The sequence below is a fragment of the Pseudomonas sp. PDM20 genome (assembly GCF_014852575.3).
In the GTDB taxonomy this organism is placed as follows: Bacteria; Pseudomonadota; Gammaproteobacteria; order Pseudomonadales; family Pseudomonadaceae; genus Pseudomonas.
Map to the genome: position 1 here is coordinate 3322363 of NZ_CM181224.1, position 21944 is coordinate 3344306.

Consider the following 21944-nt stretch of genomic DNA (forward strand, 5'->3'; position numbering starts at 1 on the left):
GGGTCAGATACTCTACTTCTTCGTGCGTGGCTTTGGCGCCGTTGGGTTGCCGGGAGTCGCTGCCTCGGCCGGGCTGGGCTTGGGCTTGCGCTTGGCAGTGGGCGTCACGGTCGGCGCACTTTTGGTCGGCTTGGCCTTGGCCGGGGACTTGCGCTCGGCCGCCGGCGGTGTCGGCGTCACGGTTTCGCCTTCGTCCTGGTTCGGCACTTCCGGGTCTGCCTTGGGCAGGCGTCCCTTGCGCCGCGGCGGCTCCTGGAGGAGGGCAGGTTTCTCCGGTTCCTTGTCCCCCTCGAAGCGGGGTTTCACCGGTTCCTGCGTACCATCGACATTTCCTGCCTCGGCTTCGGCGAGGCTGCGCGCCATGCGCCAGTGGCGGTCATGCTGGCCTTCCGGGCGCCCCTCGGACTCCCAGATCTGGTAGGCCAGTTCGCGGACTCTTCGCTCATTGACCTTCATCGTTCACCTCCGGATATGAGCAGGTTGACCGGGGTCTCACCGAGCAGCTCAGCCAGGCGGGGTTCCCCGTTGTGCGGTTCGAGCGGGCCAGCCAGCCCGTTCCAGCGGATGGCGGCCAGCGAGGAAGGCAGGTGCAGGCGCGTGTCCGTCCAGCGCGCTGGTGGCACCTGCGGCAGTGAAGAGTCGCCGAGCAGCCCGGCTACGCAGCGCGGCACCACGACCAGCAGGTGTTGGCCGGCGTGGCTGCGGACGAAGGCGGCGACCTGTGCGGCGTGCTCGCCGCGCGCCTCCAGCGGCAGGTAGTCGCCAGATGCGAAGAGTGCCGGCCAGCGCTTGCGCAGCCCGAGGGCCCAAGCGAGCAGCGCCTGCTTGATGCGGCCAGTGCGCCAGTCGCGCAGCAGCGCGGGCCAATCCGGCGGGCCGTCCAGCGTGGCCTCCAGGCTGGCGAAGTCCGGGATGTGCCGGTTGTCCGGGTCGACCAGGCTGAAGTCCCAGAGCTCACAACCCTGGTAGAGATCCGGAACCCCGGGCGTGGTGTTGCGCAGCACGCACTGAGTCAGTCCATTGAGCGCCCCGGCGGGCATCAGGCTGCGTGCTGCTTCGGCGATGGACCGGCGCAGCGCCGCGCCGTCGTCCGCCAGCAGGATGCCGGCGAGAAATTCGCCGCAGACGCGTTCGTAGGCTTCGTTGGGCGCGCTCCAGTCGCTGTCCAGCTTGGCCTCGCGAATCGCCTTGCGCTGCCATTGCTCGATGCGCCGGTGATACTCGCGCAGGCCTTCCGCGTCGTCGATGTCGAGTTCCAGCGGCCAGCTGCCGAGCAGGCACTGGTAGAGGATGAGTTCGTCGCCGCCACTGGGCGCGGGGCCACGGGCGATGTGCTGGCGCAGCGGCGCGGCGAGTTTCCACCAGCTCCAGGCCCGCTCGGCGAACCACCCGGCGCGCTCGCTGAGCACCGCCAGGCGCGCCCGGCAGTCCTCGCCGCGCTTGTGGTCGTGGGTCGCGGTGGCCAGCATGGCGCGGGGGAAGTTGCGCAGGCGCTTCAGGCAGGCGAGGTGGAAGGCGTCCGTATCGCCCCCGAGGGACTGCGGATCGAAGCCGACATCGTTGCGCCCCAGCGCTGCCGCCGAGCGGTAGCAGGCGGTGTCCTCCAGGGACTTGGCGGCGATCGGTGGTGTGAGCTGCTGGAATCGGTCCAGTGCCAGCTTGCGCAGCTGCCGCATCGGGCCGGGCGGCTGACTGCGCAGCGCCTCGCCGCCGAGCATGCGATCAAGCCAGCCGAGGGTCCGCTGGTCGCCCGGTTCCAGGTGTTGCTGGGCCTGCTCCAGCGCCTGGCTGAAGAAGTGTTCGTCCTGCTCGGAGCGGCCCAGCGCGTCGGCATAGGTGCGATAGACGGGGAAGGCGGCGAGCAACTGGAACAGCGCGCGGCGGATCGAGCCCAAGGGGATGTCGCGGCTGGCCAGGGTGAACCGAGCGATGTGCCAGAGCTGCTGTGCAAGGCCTTCGACGTCGCCGGCGAACAGCGAGGCCAGCACATGCTTGCGTGCCTGGCGGACTTCCTCGGCGAACCCGTCCTGCCGGCCGCTGACCTCCAGCCACAGGTGGCGCAGCAACGGCTCGCCACGGGCGTCGTGCAGCAGCTGCGACACCTGGTTCATGAAGTCGTAGCCGGTGGTGCCTTGCACCTTCCAGTCCGCCGGCAGGGCTTCGTCGGGGCCGAGGATCTTTTCCACGTAGACCGGTGCGCCGCGCGTGGCTCGCCATAGGCGTCGGCAGTAGCCGCGCGGATCGGCGAGGCCGTCCACGTGGTCGATGCGCAGGCCGTCGATCAGCCCTTCATCCATCAGTTGCAGCAGGTAGGCGTGGCTGGCCTGGAACACGTCCGGGTGTTCGGCGCGCAGGCCTACCAGCTCGTTGATGTCGAAGAAGCGCCGCCAGTTGATGTCGTCCGCCGCCACCCGCCAGTTGGCCAGCCGGTAATGCTGCTGCTCGATCAGGCGGTGCAGGCTGTGCCAATCCTCGCGGTAGGACGCCAGCAGGGTGGTGAGCCGTCCGCTGTCGGCAAGCGGAGCGGCCGCTTCCCGGCAGAGCGCCTGCGCCAGATGACGGCCCAGCGGATGGTGGTGCAACTCGACGAAGCGCGGCGCCAGGGCCAGCAGTTCGGGGCATTCGGTATGGCAGAGGATCATCCCGTAGCTGGACGGGCAGACCGGGAATCGTTGCTCGCCGTAGCGCAGCAGGAAGCGCGCGCTGGCGTTGTCGTAATCCAGGCAGATGCGCCCCGAGGTCACCTCGTCGATATAGTCCTCGCCCAGGCACGGCAGCAGCACCTGCTGGTCCAGCAGCGGGTCGTCGCTGTGCCAGCGGATGTCGAAGAAGTGCGCATAGGGGCTGTCCAGGCCCCACTCGAGCACGTCCTGCCACCAGGGATTGGCGTCGCCGATACGCATGTGGTTGGCCACGGTGTCGACGATCAGCCCCATGCCGTTCTGCCGAAGGCCCGCCACCAGCCGGCGCAGCGCTGGCTCGCCGCCCAGCTCCTCGCTGATGCGGGTCGGGTCCACGGAGTCGTAACCGTGCATCGAGCCCGGCTGCGCAGCCAGCAGAGGTGAGGCATACAGGTGGCTGATGCCGAGCCGGGAGAAGTAGTCCAGCCAGGGCAGGGCGTCATCCAGGGTGAACTCCCGGTGGAACTGCAGGCGCAGGGTGGCGCGGATTTCAGCCATGTTCACGCCCTCCGTCACGCGCACGGCGCAGGCGTTCCATGCGCGCACGCACTTGCGGGTCGTCAAGCATCTCTGCGGCGTTGCGCTCGAAGCGCCGTCGCCAGTTCGGATGCGCATCGCCGGGCCCTGGCAGGTTGGGCTGCTCGATGCAGGCGAGGGCGTCTTCCAGCGGCAGCAACACCAACGGCGCAGGCGTGGCCCCTAGGAACTCGATGGCGCCGTCCAGCACCGGGTCTGATTGGATCTGGTTCTCGCCCAAGGCCCGGCGCAGGGCGAAGGACTCGTGCTGGCGGGTATTGCGCTCGTCCGCGGCGGTCTCGCGGCTGCGCTGGCCGAGCTGCTCGCGCCAGTCGATGTCGCGGCCTTTCTGCCAGCCCTCCAGGGTCGGCAGGTCATGAGTTGTGCTGGTGGCCAGGGCGTTGTCTGGCCACTGTGCCGGTGCGATGAAGCGGCCGTGCTGCTGCTCGAACAGCAGCACGCGCATGCCCAGGATGCCGCGCTCGGCCAGTGCCTCGCGCAGCCCCGGTGGCACGGTGCCGAGGTCCTCGCCGATGATGATTGCCTGGGCGCGTTCTGCTTCCAGGCAGATCAACCGTAACAGGTCCTGGATCGGATAATCGAGGTAGGCGCCGTCCTGTGGCTCCGCGCCGGCTGGAATTACCCAGAGCCGGCGCAGGCCGAGGATGTGATCGATACGCAGACCACCGACGTAGCGCAGGTTCGCCCGCAACATCTCGATGAAGGCGCGGAAGCCATTGCGCCGCAAACCGTCCGGGGAGAAGGCGCAGATGCCCCAGTTCTGCCCGGCGCGGTTGAGGATGTCCGGCGGGCAGCCGACGCTGACGCCGGTAAGCAGTTCATCCTGGCGCATCCACGCCTGGCTGCCGGACGGTTCGGCACCCACCGCGAGGTCGGCGATCAGGCCGATGCCCATGCCGGCAGCTTTCGCGTCGGTCTGCACCTGCCGCAGGCCGCGGGCGATCAACCACTGGCCGAACGCCTGCTGGCTGATCGCCTGTTCTTCGTCGACCATGAAATGGCCCAGCTCGGTGCTGCCGGCGTTACGGTAATCCTCGGGCCAGAAGCGCCAGTCCAGCCCGTCGCCGGCTTCGGCGCGGCGCAGTTGCAGGACCTGGAAGCAGCAATGCTGCAGCAGTTCGGCGCCACCGAGATTGCGGAAGGCGAGGAAGTCTTCTTGCAGCTCGCCGGCCTCGTGCTGGAACTGCCCGTAGAGCTGCGTCAGCAGGCGGTCGCGCAGGTGGGCGACGCCGAGCCAGTCGATCAGCGGCAGCGCTTGCAGGCGCGCCAGTTCGGCTTCCAGCCCGGCGGCGGCGAGCGCCTCGCGTACCGGTTCGTCGCCCAGTACAAGTCCAGGCGCTGCATAGAGTTCGTTGAACAGCAGCCGGCTCGACGGCGAGTACGGGCTGTAGATCTCCCGCGAGGCGGGGGACATGGCGTGCACCGGACTGATGGCGATGGCATCCGCGCCTTGCCCGGCTGCCGTACGCACCAGTTGGGCGAGGGCGGCGATGTCGCCGGCGCCACCGTCCTGCTCGCGGCGCAGGGAGTAAAGCTGCGCGGAAAGGCCCCAGACACGCTGCTTTCCGCCACAATACTGCTCCACCGACGGGCAACGCGGGGGTGCCACGGCAAGGATGATTTCCCGCTCGCCCAGGTGCAGGGGGTAGTAGCCCGATTGCTCGATCGCGGGTAATTGTCCGTGTTCGTCGACCTGGCCTTCGCTGTGGCCGCTGTCGTCTTCGTTGAACAGCTTGTAGCGACTCCCAGGTGGCACCGGAACGGCAATCGGCTGCCCTTGGTCGGCGGTAATCAGCGGTGGCAGTTCTGCCTGGCGGCGCTCCAGCGCATCCAGGCTCTGGCGAATCTGCTCCGGACTCTGCGCCGGGAAGCCAAGCGCTTCCAGCACAGAGCGTTGGACCTCGGCGGTCAGGCGCTGCGGGCGGTTATCGGCATCCATCCAGTCGATGGCCAGGCCCGCTTCGCTGGCCAGGCGCTCCAGTTGCGCATCGCTCATCAGGTCGTCTCCAGGCTGGCGACCAACGCGGCGGCGCCCAACCAGCCGTGGCGGTAGTGCGCCACGCCCTGGCCACAGCAGAACAGCACCTGGGCGCCTTCGCCCGGCGGTTCGATGGCGACGTCGTCCGAGCCGAGGTTGAGGTCGATGCGCCAGAGGCTGCCGTCGCCGAGCCGCCATTTCGCGCTCAGTGCACGCTCGGCCAGCGGTTGCGCATCCAGTGCGCGGCTGCCGGGCAGGTGGGGTGTCAGCCAGCGCTGACGCAGCGCCAGCAACTGCCGGCAGTGCGCTCGCCAGGTGTCGTCACCCTGCTCGGGACGAGGCCGGGAAGCCACGTAGGTCTGATAGTCATTGGGATCGGGAATCCAGGCCGCAGCGCCCGGCGAGGAAAATCGGCTGAAGCGCCTGAACTCTTCTCGTCGACCTTCGGTGACAGCCCGCGCCAGCTCCCCCTGGTAGTCGGTGAAGAACAGGAAGGGTTGCTGCTCGCCCCATTCCTCGCCCATGAACAGCATTGGCACCATGGGGCTGAGGAGCACCAGCGCGCAGGCCGCACGCAGGTGCTCCCTGGGGGCGAGGGCGGTGAGACGTTCGCCCAAGGCACGGTTGCCGACCTGGTCGTGGTTCTGCAGGAAGGCCACGAAGGCCTGGGGACTCAGCTGGCCGCTGGGTTCGCCGCGGGCGACGCCCCGGTAGTCGGTCTCGCCCTGGAAGGTGAAGCCCTCGCGCAGGCAGCGGCACAGCTGTTCGATCGGGGTGTGCGAGTAGTCGACGTAGTAGCCTTCGTTCTCGCTGGTGAGCAGGACGTGCAGGCAGTGGTGCAGGTCGTCGTTCCACTGGGCGTCGAAGCCGCGCTCGCCTTGCAGCAGGCTGGCCTCGTTGTGTTCGTTCTCCAGGATCAGGTGCAGCTCACGGCCTTCGGCGGCCCGGCGGGCGCGTTCGGCCAGTTCAAGAAGGAAGCCCTTGTCGGAGATGGCGTGCACGGCGTCGATTCGCAGGCCGTCCACGCGGTACTCGTGCACCCACATTTCGGCGTTGCCGATGAAGAACTCGCGCACCGCCGGATGGCGGAAGTCGATGGCCGGGCCCCAGGGCGTCTGCTGGTCGGCGCGAAAGAAGGCGCTGGCGTAGCGACCAAGGTAGTTGCCCTGCGGGCCGAAGTGGTTGTAGACCACGTCGATGAACACCATCAGCCCCAGACCGTGGGCCGTGTCGATCAGTCGGCGCAGATTGTCCGGGTCGCCATAGGCACACGACGGCGCGTAGGGCAGCACACCGTCATAACCCCAGTTGCGCCGACCGGGGAAGGCATTGAGCGGCATCAGTTCGATGGCGGTGATACCCAGCGCGGCGAGCTCTTCCAGTCGCCCCTGCAGCGCCGAGAACCCATCGAACAGTCCGACGTGGACTTCGTAGATCACCGCTTCGTGCCAGGGTCGGCCGCGCCAGTTCGGGTGCAGCCAGCGGTAGGCGCCGGGGTCGACCACACGGCTTTCGCCTTCGACACCACCGGCCTGGTCCCGCGAAGCCGGATCCGCCACCAGCAGGTCGTGGTCGATGCGGTAGCGGTAGGTCTGCCCGACGATGGCTGGAACCTCGGCGCTGAACCAGCCGTCTTCGGTCTTTTCCAGGTCGTGGCGTTTGCCACCGCCCAGTTCCACCTCAACGCGCTGCGCATCCGGCGCCCACAGCGAAAACCGCACCTTGCCGTCGGGCAGTGTCATCGCGCCGTGCTGCAAGGTCATCGCACGGCCTGCGCCGGCACCCGTTGCAGCAGGCGCTGGTAGAGGGAGGTATAGGGACGCACGGCTTCGTCCCAGGGCAGCGGCGACTCCATGGCCTTGCAGCGCATGGCGTGCAGCAGTTCGGGGTAGCGGTAGATGTTCAGTGCGCGGCGCACGGCGTCGAAGTAGCTGGCGGGGGTTTCGTCGCGGAACAGCAGGCCGGTGACGCCATCGATGATGGTGTCGGCCAGCCCGCCGGTGTGCCGGGCGATGGGCAGCGAACCAAAGCGCTGGGCGTACATCTGGCTGAGGCCGCACGGCTCGTAGCGCGAGGGCATGAGCAGGAAGTCGCTGGCGGCATAGATGCGTCGGGCGGTGGTCTCGTCGAAACCGACCTGCACGCCGACCCGGCCCGGATAGCGCTCGGCGAGCTCGCGCATGGCTTGCTCCAGCTCCGGCTCGCCGCAGCCGATGGACACCAGCCGGCCACCAGCGGCAACCATCTCGTCGGCGATCGCCAGGGTCAGGTCGATGCCTTTCTGCTGGACCAGCCGCGAGACCACTGCAAACAGCGGGCCGCGTCCTGGGAGCAGGCCGAACTGCTTCTCCACGTAGTCGGCATTGCGGCGTTTGCCGGCAATGTGCGAGGCGTCGAAACCTTCGATCAGGTGCGGATCGGTCAGCGGGTCCCAGCCGGCATCGATGCCATGGGTGATGCCGCTCAGTTGGCCGCGATCACGACGCTGGGCAAGCACGCCGTGCATGCCGCAGCCGAGGTCCGGCCCGGTGATCTCACGGGCATACGTCTCGCTCACCGTGGTGATGTGGCTGGCATGACTGATACCGGCCTTGAGGAACGACAGTTTGCCGTAGAACTCCATGCTGCCCGGCAAGCCGGCGGAGTCCGGCAGGCCCAGCTCGGCGCAGCAGCCCAGCGGGCAGGAACCCTGGTAGCCGAGGTTGTGGATGGTCAGCACGCTGGGTGTGGTCTGCCCGCGCCAGGCCATGTAGGCCGGTGCCAGTGCGGTGGGCCAGTCGTTGACGTGGAGCAGGTCCGGCGACCACGCCAGCGCGCTCACGCCGGCCGCGATGTCGGCGGCGGCCAGGCTCAGGCGAGCGAAGCGAATGTGATTGTCGGCCCATTCGTGGCCGTTCTGGTCGACATAGGGGGTGCCGGGACGGTCATAGAGCTCAGGGCAGATCACCGCGTAGACCACCAGCCCGTCGGCCAGCTTCAGCTCGCCGATGTCACAGGCCGGCAGCGCGGCGCGGCCTGGCAGGCGTCCGACAATCCTGCAGGCGATAGCGCCCTTGAGCACCTGCGGATAACCGGGTATCAACACCCGGATATCGTGATCGGCGAGCAGCGCGCGGGGCAGAGCGGCGGAGACGTCCCCCAGGCCGCCGGCCTTGACGAAGTCGCTGAATTCGGAGGTGGCGAAGAGTATCCGTTTGCGCCGCTGCGGCGGCGTACCTTCGGCCGACGGGATCGGGGTGACGTTGACTGTGGCTTCTTCCAGGCGCACATCGGCCAGCTGGTTACGCATCGTTGACTCCTCGATTCGTCAGGGCGACTGGCGTTTCCTGCCAGCCCCGTGGTTCTCCGTGGTGTTTGTCCTGTCCTGCGGGGGACCTGCCCCCAGCGGGCGAAGTTTCGAATTTCTGCCGACGCGCACTACCGACGTGGCGGCATCCCGGTCAGCGCGGGAGCCGTTCGGTTGGAGGGGCATCAGGCAGGGGCAGAAGACGCGACCGAAAATGCTGTGGCCGACAGGCATTGCTGCAAGCAGGGTCCGTACCAGTCTTCGACGTGGCGCTAACTGCTTGATCGGAAGGGCAATTCGGAAGGGAGCGTGGCGATGTGCGACCAGCAGAATGCACGATGCCCCCCTGCGTCGGTTGCAATACGCCTTGCCGCTACGCTTCGCGGCGAGGGTTGCGCTTGCCCTTGTAGTCCAGCTCCTGAGCGCGCTCGACGGGCAACGAGTGACCCAGGTGCTCCTCCGCTATCTGCCAATGGCGGGCGGCCTGGCCGCTGGGTTTGCCTTCGGCAACCCAGAGGTCATAGGCCTTCTGGCGTATCTGTGCTTCACGGTCCTGGTCGTTGCGATGCTGATTCATGGTCGGCTCCAGCAGTTCGTCATCTGTGTAGAACCGATGACTGCTGCGTCAGTCAGGTTGTTCATACAGCCTGACCGAGGGACGCTTCATGAACGATGCCGATCGCCCACGCCTGGTCGTGGCCTGCTCGCTGGACCCGGATGCGCAGCCTGCCGACCGCCAGACCCACGAGGCGCTGAGCGCCTGGCTGGCGCAGATCCAGGGCCTGGACTTCCGCTCCGAACCGCCCTCGCACCGGCAGCCCGGCCAGCAGTTCTACTGGGTGCCGGATGCCACGGTGGCAGGTCGCGAACAGGCTGAGGAGTTTGGCATCCATGGCCCGTTGGACCTGTTCGGCGGCTATGTGCAATACGGCTTCCAGGGCGGCAAGGCCATCGTCCACCCGCTGATCGACCGACCGACCCTGACTCCGCGCGGCTGGAGCGACGCATTCGCTGCACGGGTAAAACCGCTGGTGCTCGATGGCCACAGCGTGTTCTCCCACAACGACGCCGTGCGTTGTGCCAGCGCCCGCCTGCAGCGTGGCCCGCAACGGCTGAAGCCGGCAGCCAGCCGGGGCGGGCAGGGCCAGCAGGTCGTGGCGGATACGGACCAGTTGGCAGAGGCCCTGGCTTGCTACGAGGAAGATGATTACCAGGAAGGGCTGGTGATCGAGGACGACCTGGACGAGCCGCAGACCCACAGCGTCGGCCAGGTAATGATCAATGGTGTTCTGCTCAGCTATCACGGCGTCCAGCAGCGCAACCGCAATCCGCGCGGTGAGCTGGTTTACGGCGGGAGTGACCTGCTGGTGGTGCGTGGCGACTTCGCCTGCCTGCTCGCACTGGACCTGGTGGAATCGGTGAAACTGGCAATCCACCAGGCGATGCAGTTCGACCGCGCCGCGCATCAGCTGCTGCCGGCCTTTTTCGCCTCGCGGCGCAACTATGACGTCGCCCAGGGCCTGGACGTCCACGGCCAGCGTTGCTCGGGCGTGCTGGAGCAGTCCTGGCGTATCGGCGGTGCCAGCGGAGCAGAACTGGCGGCGCTGGAAGCCTTCGTCGCCGATCCGGCGCTGTGCGTGGTGCGTGCCTCGACGTTCGAAATCTTCGAGGACAAACCCCTGCCGGACAACGTTCGCGTGCTGTATCGCGGGCCGGACGAGCACGGCGATTTCCTCATGAAGTACGCAATGGTGGCGCCTTATGTCTTCCCGTGACGAGCTGTTTCCCCGTGAGTTTTCCAGCGACGAGCGCATCGATATCGATGTCGGCAGCCTGCGCCTGCAGGGTAATTTCCTCAGCCCGCGCACTCATGTACCCGGCGTACTCTTCGTGCACGGCTGGGGCGGCAGCCAGGAGCGCGATCTCAATCGGGCTCGCGGTATCGCCGGGCTTGGCTGCGTCTGCCTGACCTTCGACCTGGCCGGCCACGGCGCTGGCGAAGCGCTGCAGGCTTCCATCACCCGCGAAGACAACCTGCGCGACTTGCTGGCCGCCTATGATCGGCTGGCGGCGCACCCACGCATCGACTCCAGCGCCATCGCGGTGGTCGGCACCAGCTATGGCGGCTATCTCGCCGCGATCCTCACCGAGTTGCGCGCTGTGCGCTGGCTCGCCCTGCGCGTGCCGGCGATCTACCGCGACGAGGACTGGGACGTGCCCAAGCGCGACCTGCCCCGCGACGACCTGATGGCCTACCGCTCCAGCCTGATCCCGGCGGCCAGCAACCGCGCACTGAAGGCCTGTTCCGGGTTTCACGGCGATGTGTTGCTGGTGGAGTCCGAGCACGACAGCTATATCCCGCACCCGACCATCATGAGTTACCGCGCAGCCTTCCAGCGCACACATTCGCTGACTCACCGGATCATCGACCAGGCCGACCATGCGCTGAGCAGCGAGACGTCCCAGGCCGCCTATACCGACATCCTGGTGCGCTGGATCACCGAGATGGTGGTCGGCGAGCGGGCCAACCGGCTGATCGTCGGCTGAGCCACACGGCGCCGCCCGTTCATCCAGACGGTGCCGCGAGTCCATCAAGGAACTCGCCGAAACCGTGGCGCGCCCGGCAATCACGACGAGCGCTGGTCGTCACGCAGGTCTGGTGCGTCCAGACGATACGAGCGCCGCTGCGCTCCAGGTCGCGGACCAGGTGCACGTCCTCGTCCGCAGGCAGCGGGCGGAAGCCGCCGGCGCGCTGGTAGGCGCGGGCACAGACGCCCAGGTTGGCGCCATGGATATGCCGGTGGTCCTCGTGGCTCTGGTAATGATCCTCGTAGATCAGGCGAACCGGCTCCACGCGGGGCGACCAGTCCTCCACGCGTACGGTGCCGCAGACAGCTTCTGCGCCGAAAGCCAGCTGGCGCACCAGCCAATCGCGGTCGACGCAGCTGTCCGCGTCGGTGCAGGCCAGCCAGCGGGCACCCAGTTCCAGCAGACGCGCCGCCCCGGCGCGGCGGGCATGGCCAACGTTGCGCTCTTCGACTCGCAGCACGGAGACACCCGCTGCGTGCGCCACGGCTTCGCTGCCGTCAGTGCAGGCGTCCAGCACGACAAGGATGCACACCGTTTCCTCGTTCAGCTCCGGATGCCGTGCCGCCTGCTGCAGCGACGCCAGGCAGGCGCCGAGCAGTTCCGCTTCGTTATGTGCCGGCACCAGTACGCCGATCATGCAGCGGCCTCGCCGTACCACAGCTCCAGGCGAAAATCCGGCTCGACATGGCTGACCGTGGCTGCAGCGGCCATTGCCCGTGCGAGGTGTTCATGCACCGCATCCCCCGTGAGCGAGCAGCCGTCGATGGGATGGCGCCAGTGGCAGGCGACCAGCACGCCGCCCGGCTGCAGGCTGGCCGCCGCGCGCTGGCAGATGCAGGCCCAGTCGTCAGGCGCCAGGTAATAGCCCAGTTCACCCAGCACGATCAGCTCAAAGCGCTCCCGAGGCCAGTCGGCGGGCAGGCAGTGCCTGGCCAGCCGAACGTTCTCAAGCCCGGCAAGACGCTGGCAGGCGAGGGCGAGGGCCTCGGCACTGAAGTCGCTGCACAGCAGCGAGTCGACCCTGCCGGCGAGTTCGGCGCTGGTCTCGCCATTCGCGCAGGCCGGCTCGTAGCCACTGGCGAACCGGCCGCGCGGCAAGCTGGCAAGGATCAACCCGCGCTTGCGGCGCTCGTACCAGGATGAGCGGAATGACCAGGGGTCAGGATCGTCACGGAACATTTCGTCGAAATGGCTGGAGGTCAGTGCGCTCACAGGAAATACACCTCGAAGGGTTGCAGCAGGGTCTCCAGCAGGCGCGCATCGAGGATCGGCCGGGGGCCTTCGAGCTGGCTGGCGTGCGCGTGGATCGCCCGGCGTTTGCGCTGCATCGCGGCCTCGTCGATATCCAGTCGCTGCGCCCTGGCCCAGGGCAGGCGCGGGTCGCCGGGCGAGGCCCAGTGCCAGGCCCAGATTGGCGCTTCAATATGCCGGGCGCCGCAGCGCGCGGCGGCCTGGGCGCAGGCCAGCCCGGTGGCCTCGTGGTCGCGGTGACCATCGTGGCGCCAGGTGCTGATCAACCGATCGCCGGGTCGTAGCCATTCGGTCAGCGCTTCTGCCAGGGCATCGGCTTGTACAGCACTGTCCGGCAGGTGCAGGCGTTGCCATTGCCATGAGAGGAGATCGAGACCCAGTTCGGCCAGTGCGCGACGGCTTTCTTCCTGCCGAGTCGTGCGCAGGCGCTGCGGCGTCCAGTGCGGCGAGTCCGGGTGGCTGCCTTCACCATCAGTGACAGAGATCAGCAGCCCCTCGCGATCACCGGCAAGACTGGCCAACAGGCCGCCGCACGCCAGTACCTCGTCGTCGGGATGCGGCGCCACCACCACCAACCGCCGGCCCGCCGGGAACAGCTCGCGGCTGCTGATTCGCGGCAGCCGGTCCAACTGCCCGCCGGCCCGCCAGGCTGAGGTGGGCGTGCCGGCCGAACCGGCGATCAGGTTGAAAGCGTCACTCACAACGCCCACCGTTCGTGGCGCTGGTTCGCCAGCTGCAGTCCAAGGTGCGCCAGGTCGCGCTCGCCGTGGCTCTGGCGGAGAAATACCGGCAGGTCGGCGGCAATCCGGGCGAAGCGCCGGTCGCGGCAGAAAGGCGTGGCGCCAAGGGCGTGGCCGACGTGCCATTGCACAGCCTCGACCGCGCCTTCGACCTGGGCACGTACCCGGCGCGCGGGCAGCTCGGAGTCGGCCTCCGGGTTGTCGTCGATCCAGCTGGCGCATTCGCGCAATGCACCGGCGGCGCCAGCCAGCGCGGCATCCACCGCGCCCAGATGGGCCATGGCGTGCACGTCTTCGGTCCGGCCATTGCGCAGGTAACTGGCCAGGCAACTGGCAGCGCCGTACCAGCAGGCGGCTATGCCGGCGCCGCCGTGCCAGAAACCCGGCCGCTGCAGATAGGCCTGCGGATTGCCTACGCAGCGCGCCAGTACCCCCTGGAAATCAACCGTGGCGCTGCGGGTAGCCGCCATGCCGACGGCATGCCAATCGCCATCGCCCATCCTTACGCCCGGCTGGTCGAGGGTCACGGCAATCAACTGCGGGCGATCCTGCTCATCCTTGGCCGTCACCAGCGCGTGCTCCACCAGCGATGCGCCCGAGCACCATGGCTTGCTGCCGCTGATGCGCACGAACCCGGCCTCGCGGGCAACGATCCTCACGCTGGTACCCGGCGGCTCGGCCGCCCAGACCGCCCAGGTGCCGGGACGGGTTTCTCCCTGCAGTTCGTCAAGGATGGCCAAGGCGTCGGTATGCCCCTCGTACAGCTTGAGCAGCGACAGATCGCTGCCGGCTACCGCCGACAGAGCCTGCCAGCGGCGCAGGGTGGCGCCGCTCCCCGGGCTGGGCAGCAGGTCCAGGCCGCTGTCGCTCAGGGTGCGCAGCGCGTGGCCGAGCGTGGCTTGCTGCTGGTCGGCGTGCAGCGGCAGTTCGAAATCCTGGAGCAGGGCGCACAGTGCATTCAGGCCATCCTGGGTCATGGCGATGTCCGATGGTGAGGGGCTTATTCATCCGGACTGACTTTGCCGCGCATGGGTTCAAACCCTCTGCGTGCCGTTCGTAGGGAAGGCGACCACGCTGGAAAGACACCTCGTAAAGCCTCGCCGCTGACGAATTGTTCTGAACCCGTCCCGACAGGGCCGGTCGGTCGAGAAAGGGGCGCAATGCCTGCGCTGCGCAATTCCCTCGCCAATCCAACGGAGGAAAGCATGTCCCAGACGGTCGCCGATCAATTGCTCGAACGCCTCACCCGGTGGGGCGTACATCGCGTCTTCGGCTATCCCGGCGACGGCATCAACGGAATCATGGGAGCCTTCGGCCGGCACGCCGAAGACTTCGACTACATTCGCGTGCGCCACGAGGAAATGGCTGCCTTCATGGCCGGCGCCCACGCCAAGTTCACCGGTGACGTGGGCGTCTGCCTGGCGACCTCCGGGCCGGGCGCCATCCACCTGCTGAACGGCCTTTACGATGCGCGCATGGACCACCAGCCGGTGTTGGCCATCGTCGGCCAGCAGGCGGTGACTTCCCTGGGCAGCGACTACCAGCAGGAAGTGGACCTGCATACGCTGTTCCGCGACGTGAGCAATTATGTGGAGACCGTGGCCAGCCCGAGCCAGTTGCTCCATGTGATCGACCGGGCATTGCGGGTCGCCTGCTGCGAGCGCCAGGTCGCCACGGTGATCATCCCCAACGACGTGCAGCAGATGCCGGCGGAAAAGCCGCCACACAAGCATGGCCATGTCTATTCGGGGGTCGGTTTCATCGCACCGCGACCCTATGCTCGCGAGGAAGAGCTGGTGGCCGCCGCGGAAATCCTCAATGCCGGGCGCAAGGTCGCCATTCTGGTCGGTGCCGGTGCGCTGGGGGCTCACCAGGAAGTCGAAGCGGTGGCCGAGGCGCTTTCCGCGGGTGTTGCCAAGGCGCTGTTGGGCAAGATGGTGATCGCCGACGACCTGCCTTACGTGACAGGCTCCATCGGCCTGCTCGGCACCCGCGCCAGCGCCGAGCTGATGGAGCGCTGCGACACGCTGTTGATGATCGGCACCACCTTTCCCTACAGCGAATTCCTGCCCAGGCCGGGGCAGGCCAGGGCGGTGCAGATCGACCTGCAGGCACGCAACGTCAGCATGCGTTACCCGATCGACCAGGTATTGCTGGGCGACGCCGGGGAAACCCTGCAGCGCCTGCTGCCGCTGCTCAAGCCCAAGCGCCACGGTACCTGGCGCATCCGTATTGAGAAGGCGGTGGAGGACAGCTGGAAGGAGCTGCGCGAGCAGGCGATGAAGCCCGCCGAACCGATCAACCCGCAGCGGGTGTTCTGGGAGCTTTCGCCGCAATTGCCGGACGATGTGATCCTGGCGGGCGACAGCGGCTCCCACACCAACTGGTATGCCCGCGACCTGCGTGCGCGCCCAGGCATGCTCGGCTCGCTCTCCGGCAAGCTGGCCAGCATGGGTAGCGGAGTGCCCTACGCCCTGGCGGCCAAGCTGGCGCACCCCGAACGCCCGGTGATCGCCATGGTCGGCGACGGCGCCATGCAGATGAACGGAAACGCCGAACTGGTCACCGTGCAGCAGTACCACAAGCGCTGGAAGGACAACCCGACATTCATCGTGCTGGTGCTCAACAACGGCGACCTCAACCAGGTCACCTGGGAACAGCGCGCCCTGGCCGGCGACCCGGAGTTTGCCGCTGCCCAGGAAGTCATCGACTTCCCTTATGCGCGCTATGCCGAGCTGCTGGGCTTTCGCGGCATCCGCGTGACCGACCCCGCGCATCTGGGCGCAGCCTGGCAGGAAGCCTTCGAATCCGACCGCCCGGTGCTGCTGGAGGTACTCACCGACCCCGATGTACCGCCGCTGCCGCCGCACATCAGCTTCGAGCAGGCGCGCAACCTGCTCGGCGCCTTGCCCGGCGACCCGCGCCGCTGGGGCGTGCTGCGCCAGAGCGCGCGGCAGTTGCTGGCGCGCAAATGATCCAACCCGAACTGATCCAACCCCGAATTGATCCAACCAGAGGAGAGCGCACCATGAACAAAACCAGACTCACCCGGCCCTTTGCCGCCGTTCTGCTGGCCTGGCTGTCCATCGGACTGATTCCAGCCTACGCCGCCGAGGCGACCAACCAGGTGCCGACCAACGAAAAGCCCCACGGCCAGAGCCCCGGCCAGGCGCCTACGCCGCCGGCTTCGCAGCAGAAGCAGAAGGACGAAGGCCGCACCGACGACAACAGCCAGGTGCAGTCCCAGGAAAGCAGGGACAAGCAGAAGAGCAAGAACCACGACAACACCCAGAAGAAGGGCACGACGCCTGACGCGTATTGAGCCGGGTGTGCGTTGCAGGCGCTTGCATCCCGTGGGGCGACCTGCAGGAGCGGGCCATGCCCGTGAACTCGCCTTCAGCCGATCGCGGCTCCCGGCCATGGTTTTTCTGAACTCGTGGCGCGGGCGCCCCCTCTACCGGACAGGTACCCCTATTGCGGAGAGCACGCCATGACCGCCCCTCGGACTGCTTCCGCCGGCAAACCCGGCGGTCGGAAGCACAAGGTCCTGGAAAAGCCGACGCCGCCGCGCGAAGTCACCATCACCGTCCCTGAGCGCACTGTCCATGTCGAACGCGGCGAATAATTCCCCCGACGAGAAAAAGGCCGGGGCCAGCTTCTCGCGCTTCGCCCAGGCCCTGTCGCAATGGGCCGGTCGCCCGCTGACCTTCGCCCTCGCCTGCGTGCTGCTGGTGGGGTGGGCGCTCAGCGGGCCGTTCTTCCATTTCAACGACACCTGGCAACTGGTGATCAACACCTCGACCACCATCATCACCTTCCTCATGGTGTTCCTCATCCAGAGCACCCAGAACCGCGACACCGACGCGCTGCACATCAAGATCGACGAACTCCTGCGCACCACCCATCACGCCCACCGCGTGCTCATGGGGCTGGACGACATGGGCAGCGAAGAACTGCAGAAGCTGCGCAAGACCTACGAGGAAATGGGCGAGGAGAACAACGCCACGGAAGGTTCGCCACAGAAAGTGGCCAACCGGGAAGAACAGCAGGAGCGCAATCCGGGGGATTGAAATCCAGTCATGCCTCGCGGCGATGGTGTTCCACGGCGCCACGCGGACTCAGCGCGAGTCTAAGAGCTGCAGCCGGGGCTGATCCACGAGGTCGACGGCGCGCAAATTGGCGCCGAAGACTGCCAATGAAACAAGCACTCCTGAATGACCGGTGCGACGGAAACATCGAACGATCGCGGCGACTGCCTTTCCACCGAACGACAGCCACGACACAGGAGGACATGTCATGAGAGACCAAGCCCGAAGTGACCGCTCGACCGAACGCAGCTCCATGGCCGTACGCGAGATCATGAGCCGCGAGGTGCGCACCATTTCCCCGGACACCACGCTGCAGGAGGCTGCACTGCTGATGCGGCAGGTGGACGTCGGCGCCTTGCTGGTCAACGACAACGACCACCTCAGCGGCATCCTCACCGACCGTGACCTGGTTGTGCGCGGCCTGGCCGACGGGCTGAACCTGAGCACGCCGGTGAGCGAAGTGATGAGCGAGGATGTCTGCTACTGCTTCGATGACGAATCCGTCGACCATGTGGCGAAGAACATGGCGCAGATCGAGAAGCGCCGCCTGGCCGTGGTCAACCGCGAGAAGCGCCTGGTGGGCATCGTCTCCCTGGCCAACGTCGCCAGCTGCAATGCCGACAAGCTCAGTGCCAATCTCCTGCGCTCGGTGGCGCGGGCGCATTGATCCGTCACAACCGCAACCCATCCGCGAGCAGGGCGCCCCAGCGGCGTCCTGCTCCAGAGGAGGTCTATCCATGACTGATAATCTGCAAGGCAGGAACGTCCTGATCATCACCGCCAATGCCGGCATCGAACGCGATGAACTGCTCGAGCCGATGCGTGCCTTGAAAGCGCAGGGCGCCACCGTCATCCATGCCAGCGTGAAGGGCGGTTCGGCGCAGACCTGGGTGCACGACAGCGAGAAGGACATCCAGGTGAACTCCGACGCCAGGATCAAGGGCCTCAAGGCCGGTGACTACGACCTGCTGGTGATCCCCGGCGGTACGGTGAATGCCGACACCCTGCGCCAGGACGCGGACGCTCAACGACTGGTCAAGGCATTCAGCGAGGCAGGCAAACCCATCGCCGCCATCTGCCACGGCCCCTGGTTGCTGATCGACGCCGGTGTGGTCTCCGAGAAATCACTGACTTCCTATGCCAGTGTCCGCACCGACCTGGTGAACGCCGGCGCCGACTGGTGCGACGCCCAGGTGGAGGTTTGCCCGGCCAAGGGCTGGACGCTGATCACGTCGCGCACCCCCGGTGACTTGAAGGCGTTCAACGAGGCACTGGGCGAAGCGCTCAAGGCTGCGTGACCGAACAGGAGAACTGCATGACTGACGGCCGGGGTGCCGCACAGGATCAGGGCGAGATCGGATCGCTCGCCGGGAAGGTTTCTTCCAGGGCATGGTCGATGCGCGCTTCCGACACCGTCGAATCCGCCACGCCAGGGGAGGGCACCGCAGCGGCCCGTTCGGAGCGCAACGGTTCCAGGACCGGCTTGTTCAACGCCGCCTTCACCTGGCAGTGCCCGCTCAGGCCGCGCTTGGCCGCCAGCACTCCAGCGCCCACGCGCAACCAGCCGGCCAGCCCGCCACGTCGCACGCCCAGGCCGATTGCTGCAATGCCTGCGGCGATGGAGGCCGCCCGTTCCCATCCGCTCAGATTCTGTTTGCTCATGTCGCTCTCCCGCTGCTGAATGCCAAGGCGCCAGGGCCTCCGGTATTCCGTAGGCAGGTGCTGGCGGCGTTTGGTTCGAGTTGACTCGCAGGCGGTCGGTCCGTCTGTCGCACCGGGGCAACTCCAGCGGGCCGGGCGACTCACTTGCACAGGCGCAATGCAGCGAACCGAGGAGGTACCTATGACTGAATGGGTGATCAGCTACCAGAAGGACAACAACACCAGCACGCTGGACATGAACCACGACGGGCGCCCGAGCATCGAGCAGGCGACGGCGTTCCTCCTGGGCTGGGTGCGGCAGAACCTGCCCGCCGGTGAGTACGGAGCGGCAAGAGACCAGCACGGCGATGCCTCCAGTACCGAGCTGCTGCGCCGGTACGGCATCACCCTCAGTGGCATTGCCGAGAAATGAGGCCATTGCCGCGTAGCTCGCGGTCGGTCTGCTCCTGATCTGACGCGGCGCGCCTCAGGAGGACACCGGTATTACGCGGAAGAGGGCGCGCCCATCCAGCCACTGGGCCTGGCCGCTGGCGTCTATCTCGCCGATGCATTCGCCAAGGTCCTGGCCATCCAGTTCGATGAACAGATGGTTGGCGTAGACGCGGAAGCGATCCGGGCTGCTCAGCAACTCGACGCGGCCGTTGCGCAGCACGCCGATACGCTTGCCGACCCCGCCGGGGGTGAACAGCTCGTAGGTGCCTTTGCTGAAAATCGGCGGCACGCAACCTCCGGGTCAAAGCCTGAAAACCCGAATAAACCACAGAATGATGGCATTTGAATATCATTCGTCGCCGCGCCGTTGTCGCAGCCGGGCGGCAGCAATTCCCTGAACTCGCTCGCCACCAGGCCAGTCCACTGCCAGAGAACCTTTGGAGACAGGGATGAAAAGGCGCTACAGCGTGCCCATGGCGAGCGTCCTGGCGATCCTGCTGTTGCTGCTGGTCGCGCATATCGCGTTGCCCTACGTGATCCGCGACTACCTCAACGGCCAACTGGAGCGCATGGGCGATTATCACGGCCAGATCACCGATGTGGACCTCGCGCTGTGGCGCGGCGCCTACCGCATCAACGGGCTGAAGATCGTCAAGGTCAGCGGCAAGGTGCCGGTGCCGCTGCTGGACGCGCCAGTGATAGACCTTGCCGTGAGCTGGCATGCGCTGTGGTACGAGCACGGGATCGTGGCGCGGGTGATCTTCCTGCGGCCGGAGCTGAATTTCGTCGATGGCGGCAGCAGCCAGGAATCCCAGAGCGGCGCCGGCACCAACTGGCATGCGCAGCTGGAGAAGCTGTTGCCGATCACTCTGGACGAGCTGCGCATCGAGGATGGGCGCATTCGCTTCCACAACTACCAGTCCAATCCACCGGTGCACCTGTCTGCCAGCGCGGTTAACGCAAGCCTGTACAACCTCACCAACGTGGCGGACGAGAAGGGCGAGCGGGTCGCCCGTTTTGAGGGGCGTGCGCGCCTGTTCGACCAGGCGCCGGTGGAGGTCGAGGCGTCATTCGACCCGTTCACCGACTTCGAGGACTTCCAGTTGCGCTTGCGCGCCAGCGAGGTGGAGCTGCGCCGGGTCAACGACTTCGCCTCCGCCTACGGCAAGTTCGACTTCAATCGTGGCCACGGCACCCTGGTGATCGAAGCGAAAGCGGACAACGGCCGCCTCAGCGGCTACATCAAACCGCTACTGCGCGATGTCGACGTGTTCAACTGGCAACAGGATGTGGAGGAGAAGGACAAGGGCCTGTTCCGTTCGATCTGGGAAGCCCTGGTCGGTGGCGGCGAGACGGTGTTGAAGAACCAGCGCAAGGACCAGTTCGCTACCCGTGTGGATCTGAACGGCAATATCCATCGCCAGGACATCAGTGCCTTCCAGGCTTTCCTCGGTATCCTGCGCAACGCCTTCATCCAGGCCTTCAACGCCCGTTACGAGCGCTCGGCTCCCACTGACTGACGCTAGTGGCTGGTGCCGCGCGGCGATCCTTCCTGGCGCTGTGCATCGAATACCCCGCGATCCCGCTCGCGCAAGTCGCGAACAGCCGAGACATTGCGTAGCTCGCGCACCGGGAAGGCGAACTCCACGCCCAGTTCCTGCATGCCGGCCAGCAAGCTCAGATTGATCCGCTGCTGCACGTCCATGTAACGGTTGTAGTCAGCCGTCTGCATGATGAAGACGACTTCGTAGAGCAAGCGGCTCTCGGAGAAGGAGAGGAAATGCGCGCGATCGAATTTCGCCTCGTCGATCTCGTCGATGATCTCCCTGACCAGGTCGGCAACCGCCTTGGCCTGCTCAGCCGAGGTCCGGTAGCTGATGCCGAACTGGAAAACGATGCGGCGGGTGTTCATGCGCTTGTAGTTGTGCAGCGTCTGCTTGAGCAGTTCGGCATTCGAGCAGACGATCTGCTCGCCGCTCAGGCTGCGGATGCGCGTGGTCTTCAGGCCGATGTGCTCGATGGTTCCGGCCACGTCACCGAACACCACGAAATCGCCGATCTCGAAGGGCTTGTCGAAGCCAATCGACAGCGAGGCGAAAATGTCGCTGAGGATGGTCTGCACCGCCAGTGCCACGGCGATGCCGCCGACACCGAGGCTGGCGATCAGCGCGGTGATGTCCACGCCCAGGTTGGCCAGGATCGACAGCAGCATCACGGCCCAGACCACCACCAGCACCACCACCGAGACAATCGTTGCCATTACCGGATTCTGGATGCCGCCGAAGCGCGAGCGGGACAGGTTGTGCGTCCACAGGCGCACGCAGACATCCAGCCACCAGGCGACCTGCAGCGCGAGCACGACGAACCAGGCGTGCGACAGGGCGGTGCTCCAGTTGTCGGGCAGGGTGGTGAGCTTGAGCGCGAGCATCAAGGCGAAGACGAAGACCAGCACGTTGCTGGTGCGCCCGGCGATTGCCGCGGCGTAGCGCGCCCATTGGCTGGTAAGCCCCTCCAGGCGCTTGCGCGCCAGGCTGATCAAAAAGCGCAGGATGAGGAATCCCGCGGCGGCGGCCACCACTACCAACAGCAAGCGGCCGAGCTGGCTCAGGTCCAGCCAGGCATACAGCGACTCCATGGTTGCTCCTTATCGCGAATGACAGGAGTAGGTTTGGGGCCGGGTAGGGGGCAGAAGTTCAGCCG

General features: G+C 66.7%; 23 protein-coding genes. 10 read left to right on the plus strand and 13 right to left on the minus strand.

Features of this window, described 5'->3' with window-relative positions; translation table 11 throughout:
- Positions 1 to 12: 12 nt before the first annotated feature.
- The 6 genes from IB261_RS15135 to IB261_RS15160 all read right to left on the minus strand — a co-directional run bounded on the left by IB261_RS15135 (position 13) and on the right by IB261_RS15160 (position 9059).
- Positions 13 to 456 (minus strand): DUF2934 domain-containing protein, encoded by a 444-nt coding sequence (locus tag IB261_RS15135; RefSeq protein ID WP_192382476.1) that lies wholly within the window; start codon positions 454 to 456, stop codon positions 13 to 15.
- Positions 453 to 3179 carry a malto-oligosyltrehalose synthase gene (gene treY, locus IB261_RS15140; RefSeq protein WP_192382477.1) on the minus strand — a complete coding sequence of 909 codons (2727 nt, stop codon included), beginning with the start codon at positions 3177 to 3179 and terminating at the stop codon, positions 453 to 455. Before treY ends, IB261_RS15135 begins: the two co-directional genes overlap by 4 nt.
- Positions 3172 to 5214 (minus strand): 4-alpha-glucanotransferase, encoded by a 2043-nt coding sequence (gene malQ, locus IB261_RS15145; RefSeq protein ID WP_192382478.1) that lies wholly within the window; start codon positions 5212 to 5214, stop codon positions 3172 to 3174. The genes treY and malQ overlap by 8 nt, the downstream gene beginning before the upstream one ends.
- Positions 5214 to 6959, minus strand: a complete 1746-nt coding sequence (treZ, locus tag IB261_RS15150; RefSeq protein WP_192382479.1) for a malto-oligosyltrehalose trehalohydrolase — start codon at positions 6957 to 6959, stop codon at positions 5214 to 5216. The genes malQ and treZ overlap by 1 nt, the downstream gene beginning before the upstream one ends.
- On the minus strand, positions 6956 to 8485 hold the full coding sequence (gene glgA / locus IB261_RS15155; protein ID WP_192382480.1) for a glycogen synthase GlgA: 1530 nt from the start codon (positions 8483 to 8485) through the stop codon (positions 6956 to 6958). The genes treZ and glgA overlap by 4 nt, the downstream gene beginning before the upstream one ends.
- A 370-nt stretch (positions 8486 to 8855) precedes the next feature.
- Positions 8856 to 9059, minus strand: a complete 204-nt coding sequence (locus tag IB261_RS15160; RefSeq protein ID WP_192382481.1) for a DUF2934 domain-containing protein — start codon at positions 9057 to 9059, stop codon at positions 8856 to 8858.
- Between the two features lie 88 nt (positions 9060 to 9147).
- Between IB261_RS15160 and IB261_RS15165 the strand changes: the two genes are divergently transcribed.
- Together IB261_RS15165 and IB261_RS15170 are read left to right on the plus strand one after the other, a co-directional pair.
- Entirely contained in the window at positions 9148 to 10257 is a 1110-nt protein-coding gene (locus IB261_RS15165) for a DUF3182 family protein (RefSeq protein WP_081519925.1), read from the plus strand.
- On the plus strand, positions 10244 to 11029 hold the full coding sequence (locus IB261_RS15170; protein ID WP_081519926.1) for an alpha/beta hydrolase family protein: 786 nt from the start codon (positions 10244 to 10246) through the stop codon (positions 11027 to 11029). The genes IB261_RS15165 and IB261_RS15170 overlap by 14 nt, the downstream gene beginning before the upstream one ends.
- A gap of 19 nt (positions 11030 to 11048) precedes the next feature.
- Here the strand turns inward: IB261_RS15170 and IB261_RS15175 are convergent, their stop codons facing one another.
- The 4 genes from IB261_RS15175 to IB261_RS15190 are packed head-to-tail and all read right to left on the minus strand — an operon-like array spanning position 11049 to position 14045.
- Entirely contained in the window at positions 11049 to 11708 is a 660-nt protein-coding gene (locus IB261_RS15175) for a glycosyltransferase family 2 protein (protein WP_192382482.1), read from the minus strand.
- A complete protein-coding gene (locus IB261_RS15180; protein WP_318653065.1) occupies positions 11705 to 12283 on the minus strand; it encodes a class I SAM-dependent methyltransferase in 579 nt (192 codons plus the stop codon). Before IB261_RS15180 ends, IB261_RS15175 begins: the two co-directional genes overlap by 4 nt.
- Complete coding sequence (locus IB261_RS15185) at positions 12280 to 13023, minus strand: PIG-L deacetylase family protein (RefSeq protein ID WP_192382483.1); 744 nt, start codon at positions 13021 to 13023, stop codon at positions 12280 to 12282. Before IB261_RS15185 ends, IB261_RS15180 begins: the two co-directional genes overlap by 4 nt.
- Positions 13020 to 14045: an acyl-CoA dehydrogenase gene (locus IB261_RS15190; protein ID WP_412548393.1), complete on the minus strand. Its 1026-nt coding sequence runs from the start codon at positions 14043 to 14045 to the stop codon at positions 13020 to 13022. Before IB261_RS15190 ends, IB261_RS15185 begins: the two co-directional genes overlap by 4 nt.
- Positions 14046 to 14267: 222 nt before the next feature.
- Between IB261_RS15190 and IB261_RS15195 the strand changes: the two genes are divergently transcribed.
- From IB261_RS15195 to IB261_RS15220, 6 genes are all read left to right on the plus strand, one after another.
- Positions 14268 to 16037, plus strand: a complete 1770-nt coding sequence (locus IB261_RS15195) for a thiamine pyrophosphate-requiring protein (protein ID WP_192382485.1) — start codon at positions 14268 to 14270, stop codon at positions 16035 to 16037.
- A 53-nt stretch (positions 16038 to 16090) separates the two neighbouring features.
- Positions 16091 to 16384, plus strand: coding sequence for a hypothetical protein (locus IB261_RS15200; RefSeq protein WP_081519931.1), 294 nt, complete (start codon positions 16091 to 16093; stop codon positions 16382 to 16384).
- 168 nt (positions 16385 to 16552) lie between these two features.
- The gene (locus IB261_RS15205; RefSeq protein ID WP_263864851.1) at positions 16553 to 16687 is read left to right on the plus strand and encodes a hypothetical protein; all 135 of its coding nucleotides are present in this window, start codon (positions 16553 to 16555) and stop codon (positions 16685 to 16687) included.
- A complete protein-coding gene (locus IB261_RS15210) occupies positions 16668 to 17132 on the plus strand; it encodes a low affinity iron permease family protein (protein ID WP_081519932.1) in 465 nt (154 codons plus the stop codon). The genes IB261_RS15205 and IB261_RS15210 overlap by 20 nt, the downstream gene beginning before the upstream one ends.
- A gap of 271 nt (positions 17133 to 17403) precedes the next feature.
- Positions 17404 to 17817, plus strand: a complete 414-nt coding sequence (locus tag IB261_RS15215) for a CBS domain-containing protein (RefSeq protein WP_081520032.1) — start codon at positions 17404 to 17406, stop codon at positions 17815 to 17817.
- Positions 17818 to 17887: 70 nt separating this feature from the next.
- Positions 17888 to 18448: a type 1 glutamine amidotransferase domain-containing protein gene (locus tag IB261_RS15220; protein WP_192382486.1), complete on the plus strand. Its 561-nt coding sequence runs from the start codon at positions 17888 to 17890 to the stop codon at positions 18446 to 18448.
- Positions 18449 to 18494: 46 nt separating this feature from the next.
- On the opposite strand, the gene IB261_RS15225 is transcribed toward IB261_RS15220, so the two are convergent.
- A complete protein-coding gene (locus tag IB261_RS15225; protein ID WP_081519934.1) occupies positions 18495 to 18812 on the minus strand; it encodes a YgaP-like transmembrane domain in 318 nt (105 codons plus the stop codon).
- A 181-nt stretch (positions 18813 to 18993) separates the two neighbouring features.
- Between IB261_RS15225 and IB261_RS15230 the strand changes: the two genes are divergently transcribed.
- The gene (locus tag IB261_RS15230) at positions 18994 to 19224 is read left to right on the plus strand and encodes a hypothetical protein (protein ID WP_081519935.1); all 231 of its coding nucleotides are present in this window, start codon (positions 18994 to 18996) and stop codon (positions 19222 to 19224) included.
- 54 nt (positions 19225 to 19278) lie between these two features.
- Here IB261_RS15230 and IB261_RS15235 read toward each other — a convergent pair whose 3' ends face one another.
- Positions 19279 to 19533, minus strand: coding sequence for a hypothetical protein (locus IB261_RS15235; RefSeq protein ID WP_081519936.1), 255 nt, complete (start codon positions 19531 to 19533; stop codon positions 19279 to 19281).
- A gap of 160 nt (positions 19534 to 19693) precedes the next feature.
- Between IB261_RS15235 and IB261_RS15240 the strand changes: the two genes are divergently transcribed.
- On the plus strand, positions 19694 to 20764 hold the full coding sequence (locus tag IB261_RS15240) for a DUF748 domain-containing protein (protein WP_151187106.1): 1071 nt from the start codon (positions 19694 to 19696) through the stop codon (positions 20762 to 20764).
- Positions 20765 to 20766: 2 nt separating this feature from the next.
- On the opposite strand, the gene IB261_RS15245 is transcribed toward IB261_RS15240, so the two are convergent.
- On the minus strand, positions 20767 to 21879 hold the full coding sequence (locus tag IB261_RS15245; RefSeq protein WP_192382487.1) for a mechanosensitive ion channel family protein: 1113 nt from the start codon (positions 21877 to 21879) through the stop codon (positions 20767 to 20769).
- Positions 21880 to 21944 lie beyond the last annotated feature (65 nt).

What these genes read in the sequence shown, in the direction of transcription:
- IB261_RS15135 (WP_192382476.1), bottom strand. Translation starts at nt 456, where the DNA reads ATGAAGGTCAATGAGCGAAGAGTCCGCGAACTGGCCTACCAGATCTGG.
- treY (WP_192382477.1), bottom strand. Translation starts at nt 3,179, where the DNA reads ATGGCTGAAATCCGCGCCACCCTGCGCCTGCAGTTCCACCGGGAGTTC.
- malQ (WP_192382478.1), bottom strand. Translation starts at nt 5,214, where the DNA reads ATGAGCGATGCGCAACTGGAGCGCCTGGCCAGCGAAGCGGGCCTGGCC.
- treZ (WP_192382479.1), bottom strand. Translation starts at nt 6,959, where the DNA reads ATGACCTTGCAGCACGGCGCGATGACACTGCCCGACGGCAAGGTGCGG.
- glgA (WP_192382480.1), bottom strand. Translation starts at nt 8,485, where the DNA reads ATGCGTAACCAGCTGGCCGATGTGCGCCTGGAAGAAGCCACAGTCAAC.
- IB261_RS15160 (WP_192382481.1), bottom strand. Translation starts at nt 9,059, where the DNA reads ATGAATCAGCATCGCAACGACCAGGACCGTGAAGCACAGATACGCCAG.
- IB261_RS15165 (WP_081519925.1), top strand. Translation starts at nt 9,148, where the DNA reads ATGAACGATGCCGATCGCCCACGCCTGGTCGTGGCCTGCTCGCTGGAC.
- IB261_RS15170 (WP_081519926.1), top strand. Translation starts at nt 10,244, where the DNA reads ATGTCTTCCCGTGACGAGCTGTTTCCCCGTGAGTTTTCCAGCGACGAG.
- IB261_RS15175 (WP_192382482.1), bottom strand. Translation starts at nt 11,708, where the DNA reads ATGATCGGCGTACTGGTGCCGGCACATAACGAAGCGGAACTGCTCGGC.
- IB261_RS15195 (WP_192382485.1), top strand. Translation starts at nt 14,268, where the DNA reads ATGTCCCAGACGGTCGCCGATCAATTGCTCGAACGCCTCACCCGGTGG.
- IB261_RS15200 (WP_081519931.1), top strand. Translation starts at nt 16,091, where the DNA reads ATGAACAAAACCAGACTCACCCGGCCCTTTGCCGCCGTTCTGCTGGCC.
- IB261_RS15205 (WP_263864851.1), top strand. Translation starts at nt 16,553, where the DNA reads ATGACCGCCCCTCGGACTGCTTCCGCCGGCAAACCCGGCGGTCGGAAG.
- IB261_RS15210 (WP_081519932.1), top strand. Translation starts at nt 16,668, where the DNA reads ATGTCGAACGCGGCGAATAATTCCCCCGACGAGAAAAAGGCCGGGGCC.
- IB261_RS15215 (WP_081520032.1), top strand. Translation starts at nt 17,404, where the DNA reads ATGGCCGTACGCGAGATCATGAGCCGCGAGGTGCGCACCATTTCCCCG.
- IB261_RS15220 (WP_192382486.1), top strand. Translation starts at nt 17,888, where the DNA reads ATGACTGATAATCTGCAAGGCAGGAACGTCCTGATCATCACCGCCAAT.
- IB261_RS15225 (WP_081519934.1), bottom strand. Translation starts at nt 18,812, where the DNA reads ATGAGCAAACAGAATCTGAGCGGATGGGAACGGGCGGCCTCCATCGCC.
- IB261_RS15230 (WP_081519935.1), top strand. Translation starts at nt 18,994, where the DNA reads ATGACTGAATGGGTGATCAGCTACCAGAAGGACAACAACACCAGCACG.
- IB261_RS15240 (WP_151187106.1), top strand. Translation starts at nt 19,694, where the DNA reads ATGAAAAGGCGCTACAGCGTGCCCATGGCGAGCGTCCTGGCGATCCTG.
- IB261_RS15245 (WP_192382487.1), bottom strand. Translation starts at nt 21,879, where the DNA reads ATGGAGTCGCTGTATGCCTGGCTGGACCTGAGCCAGCTCGGCCGCTTG.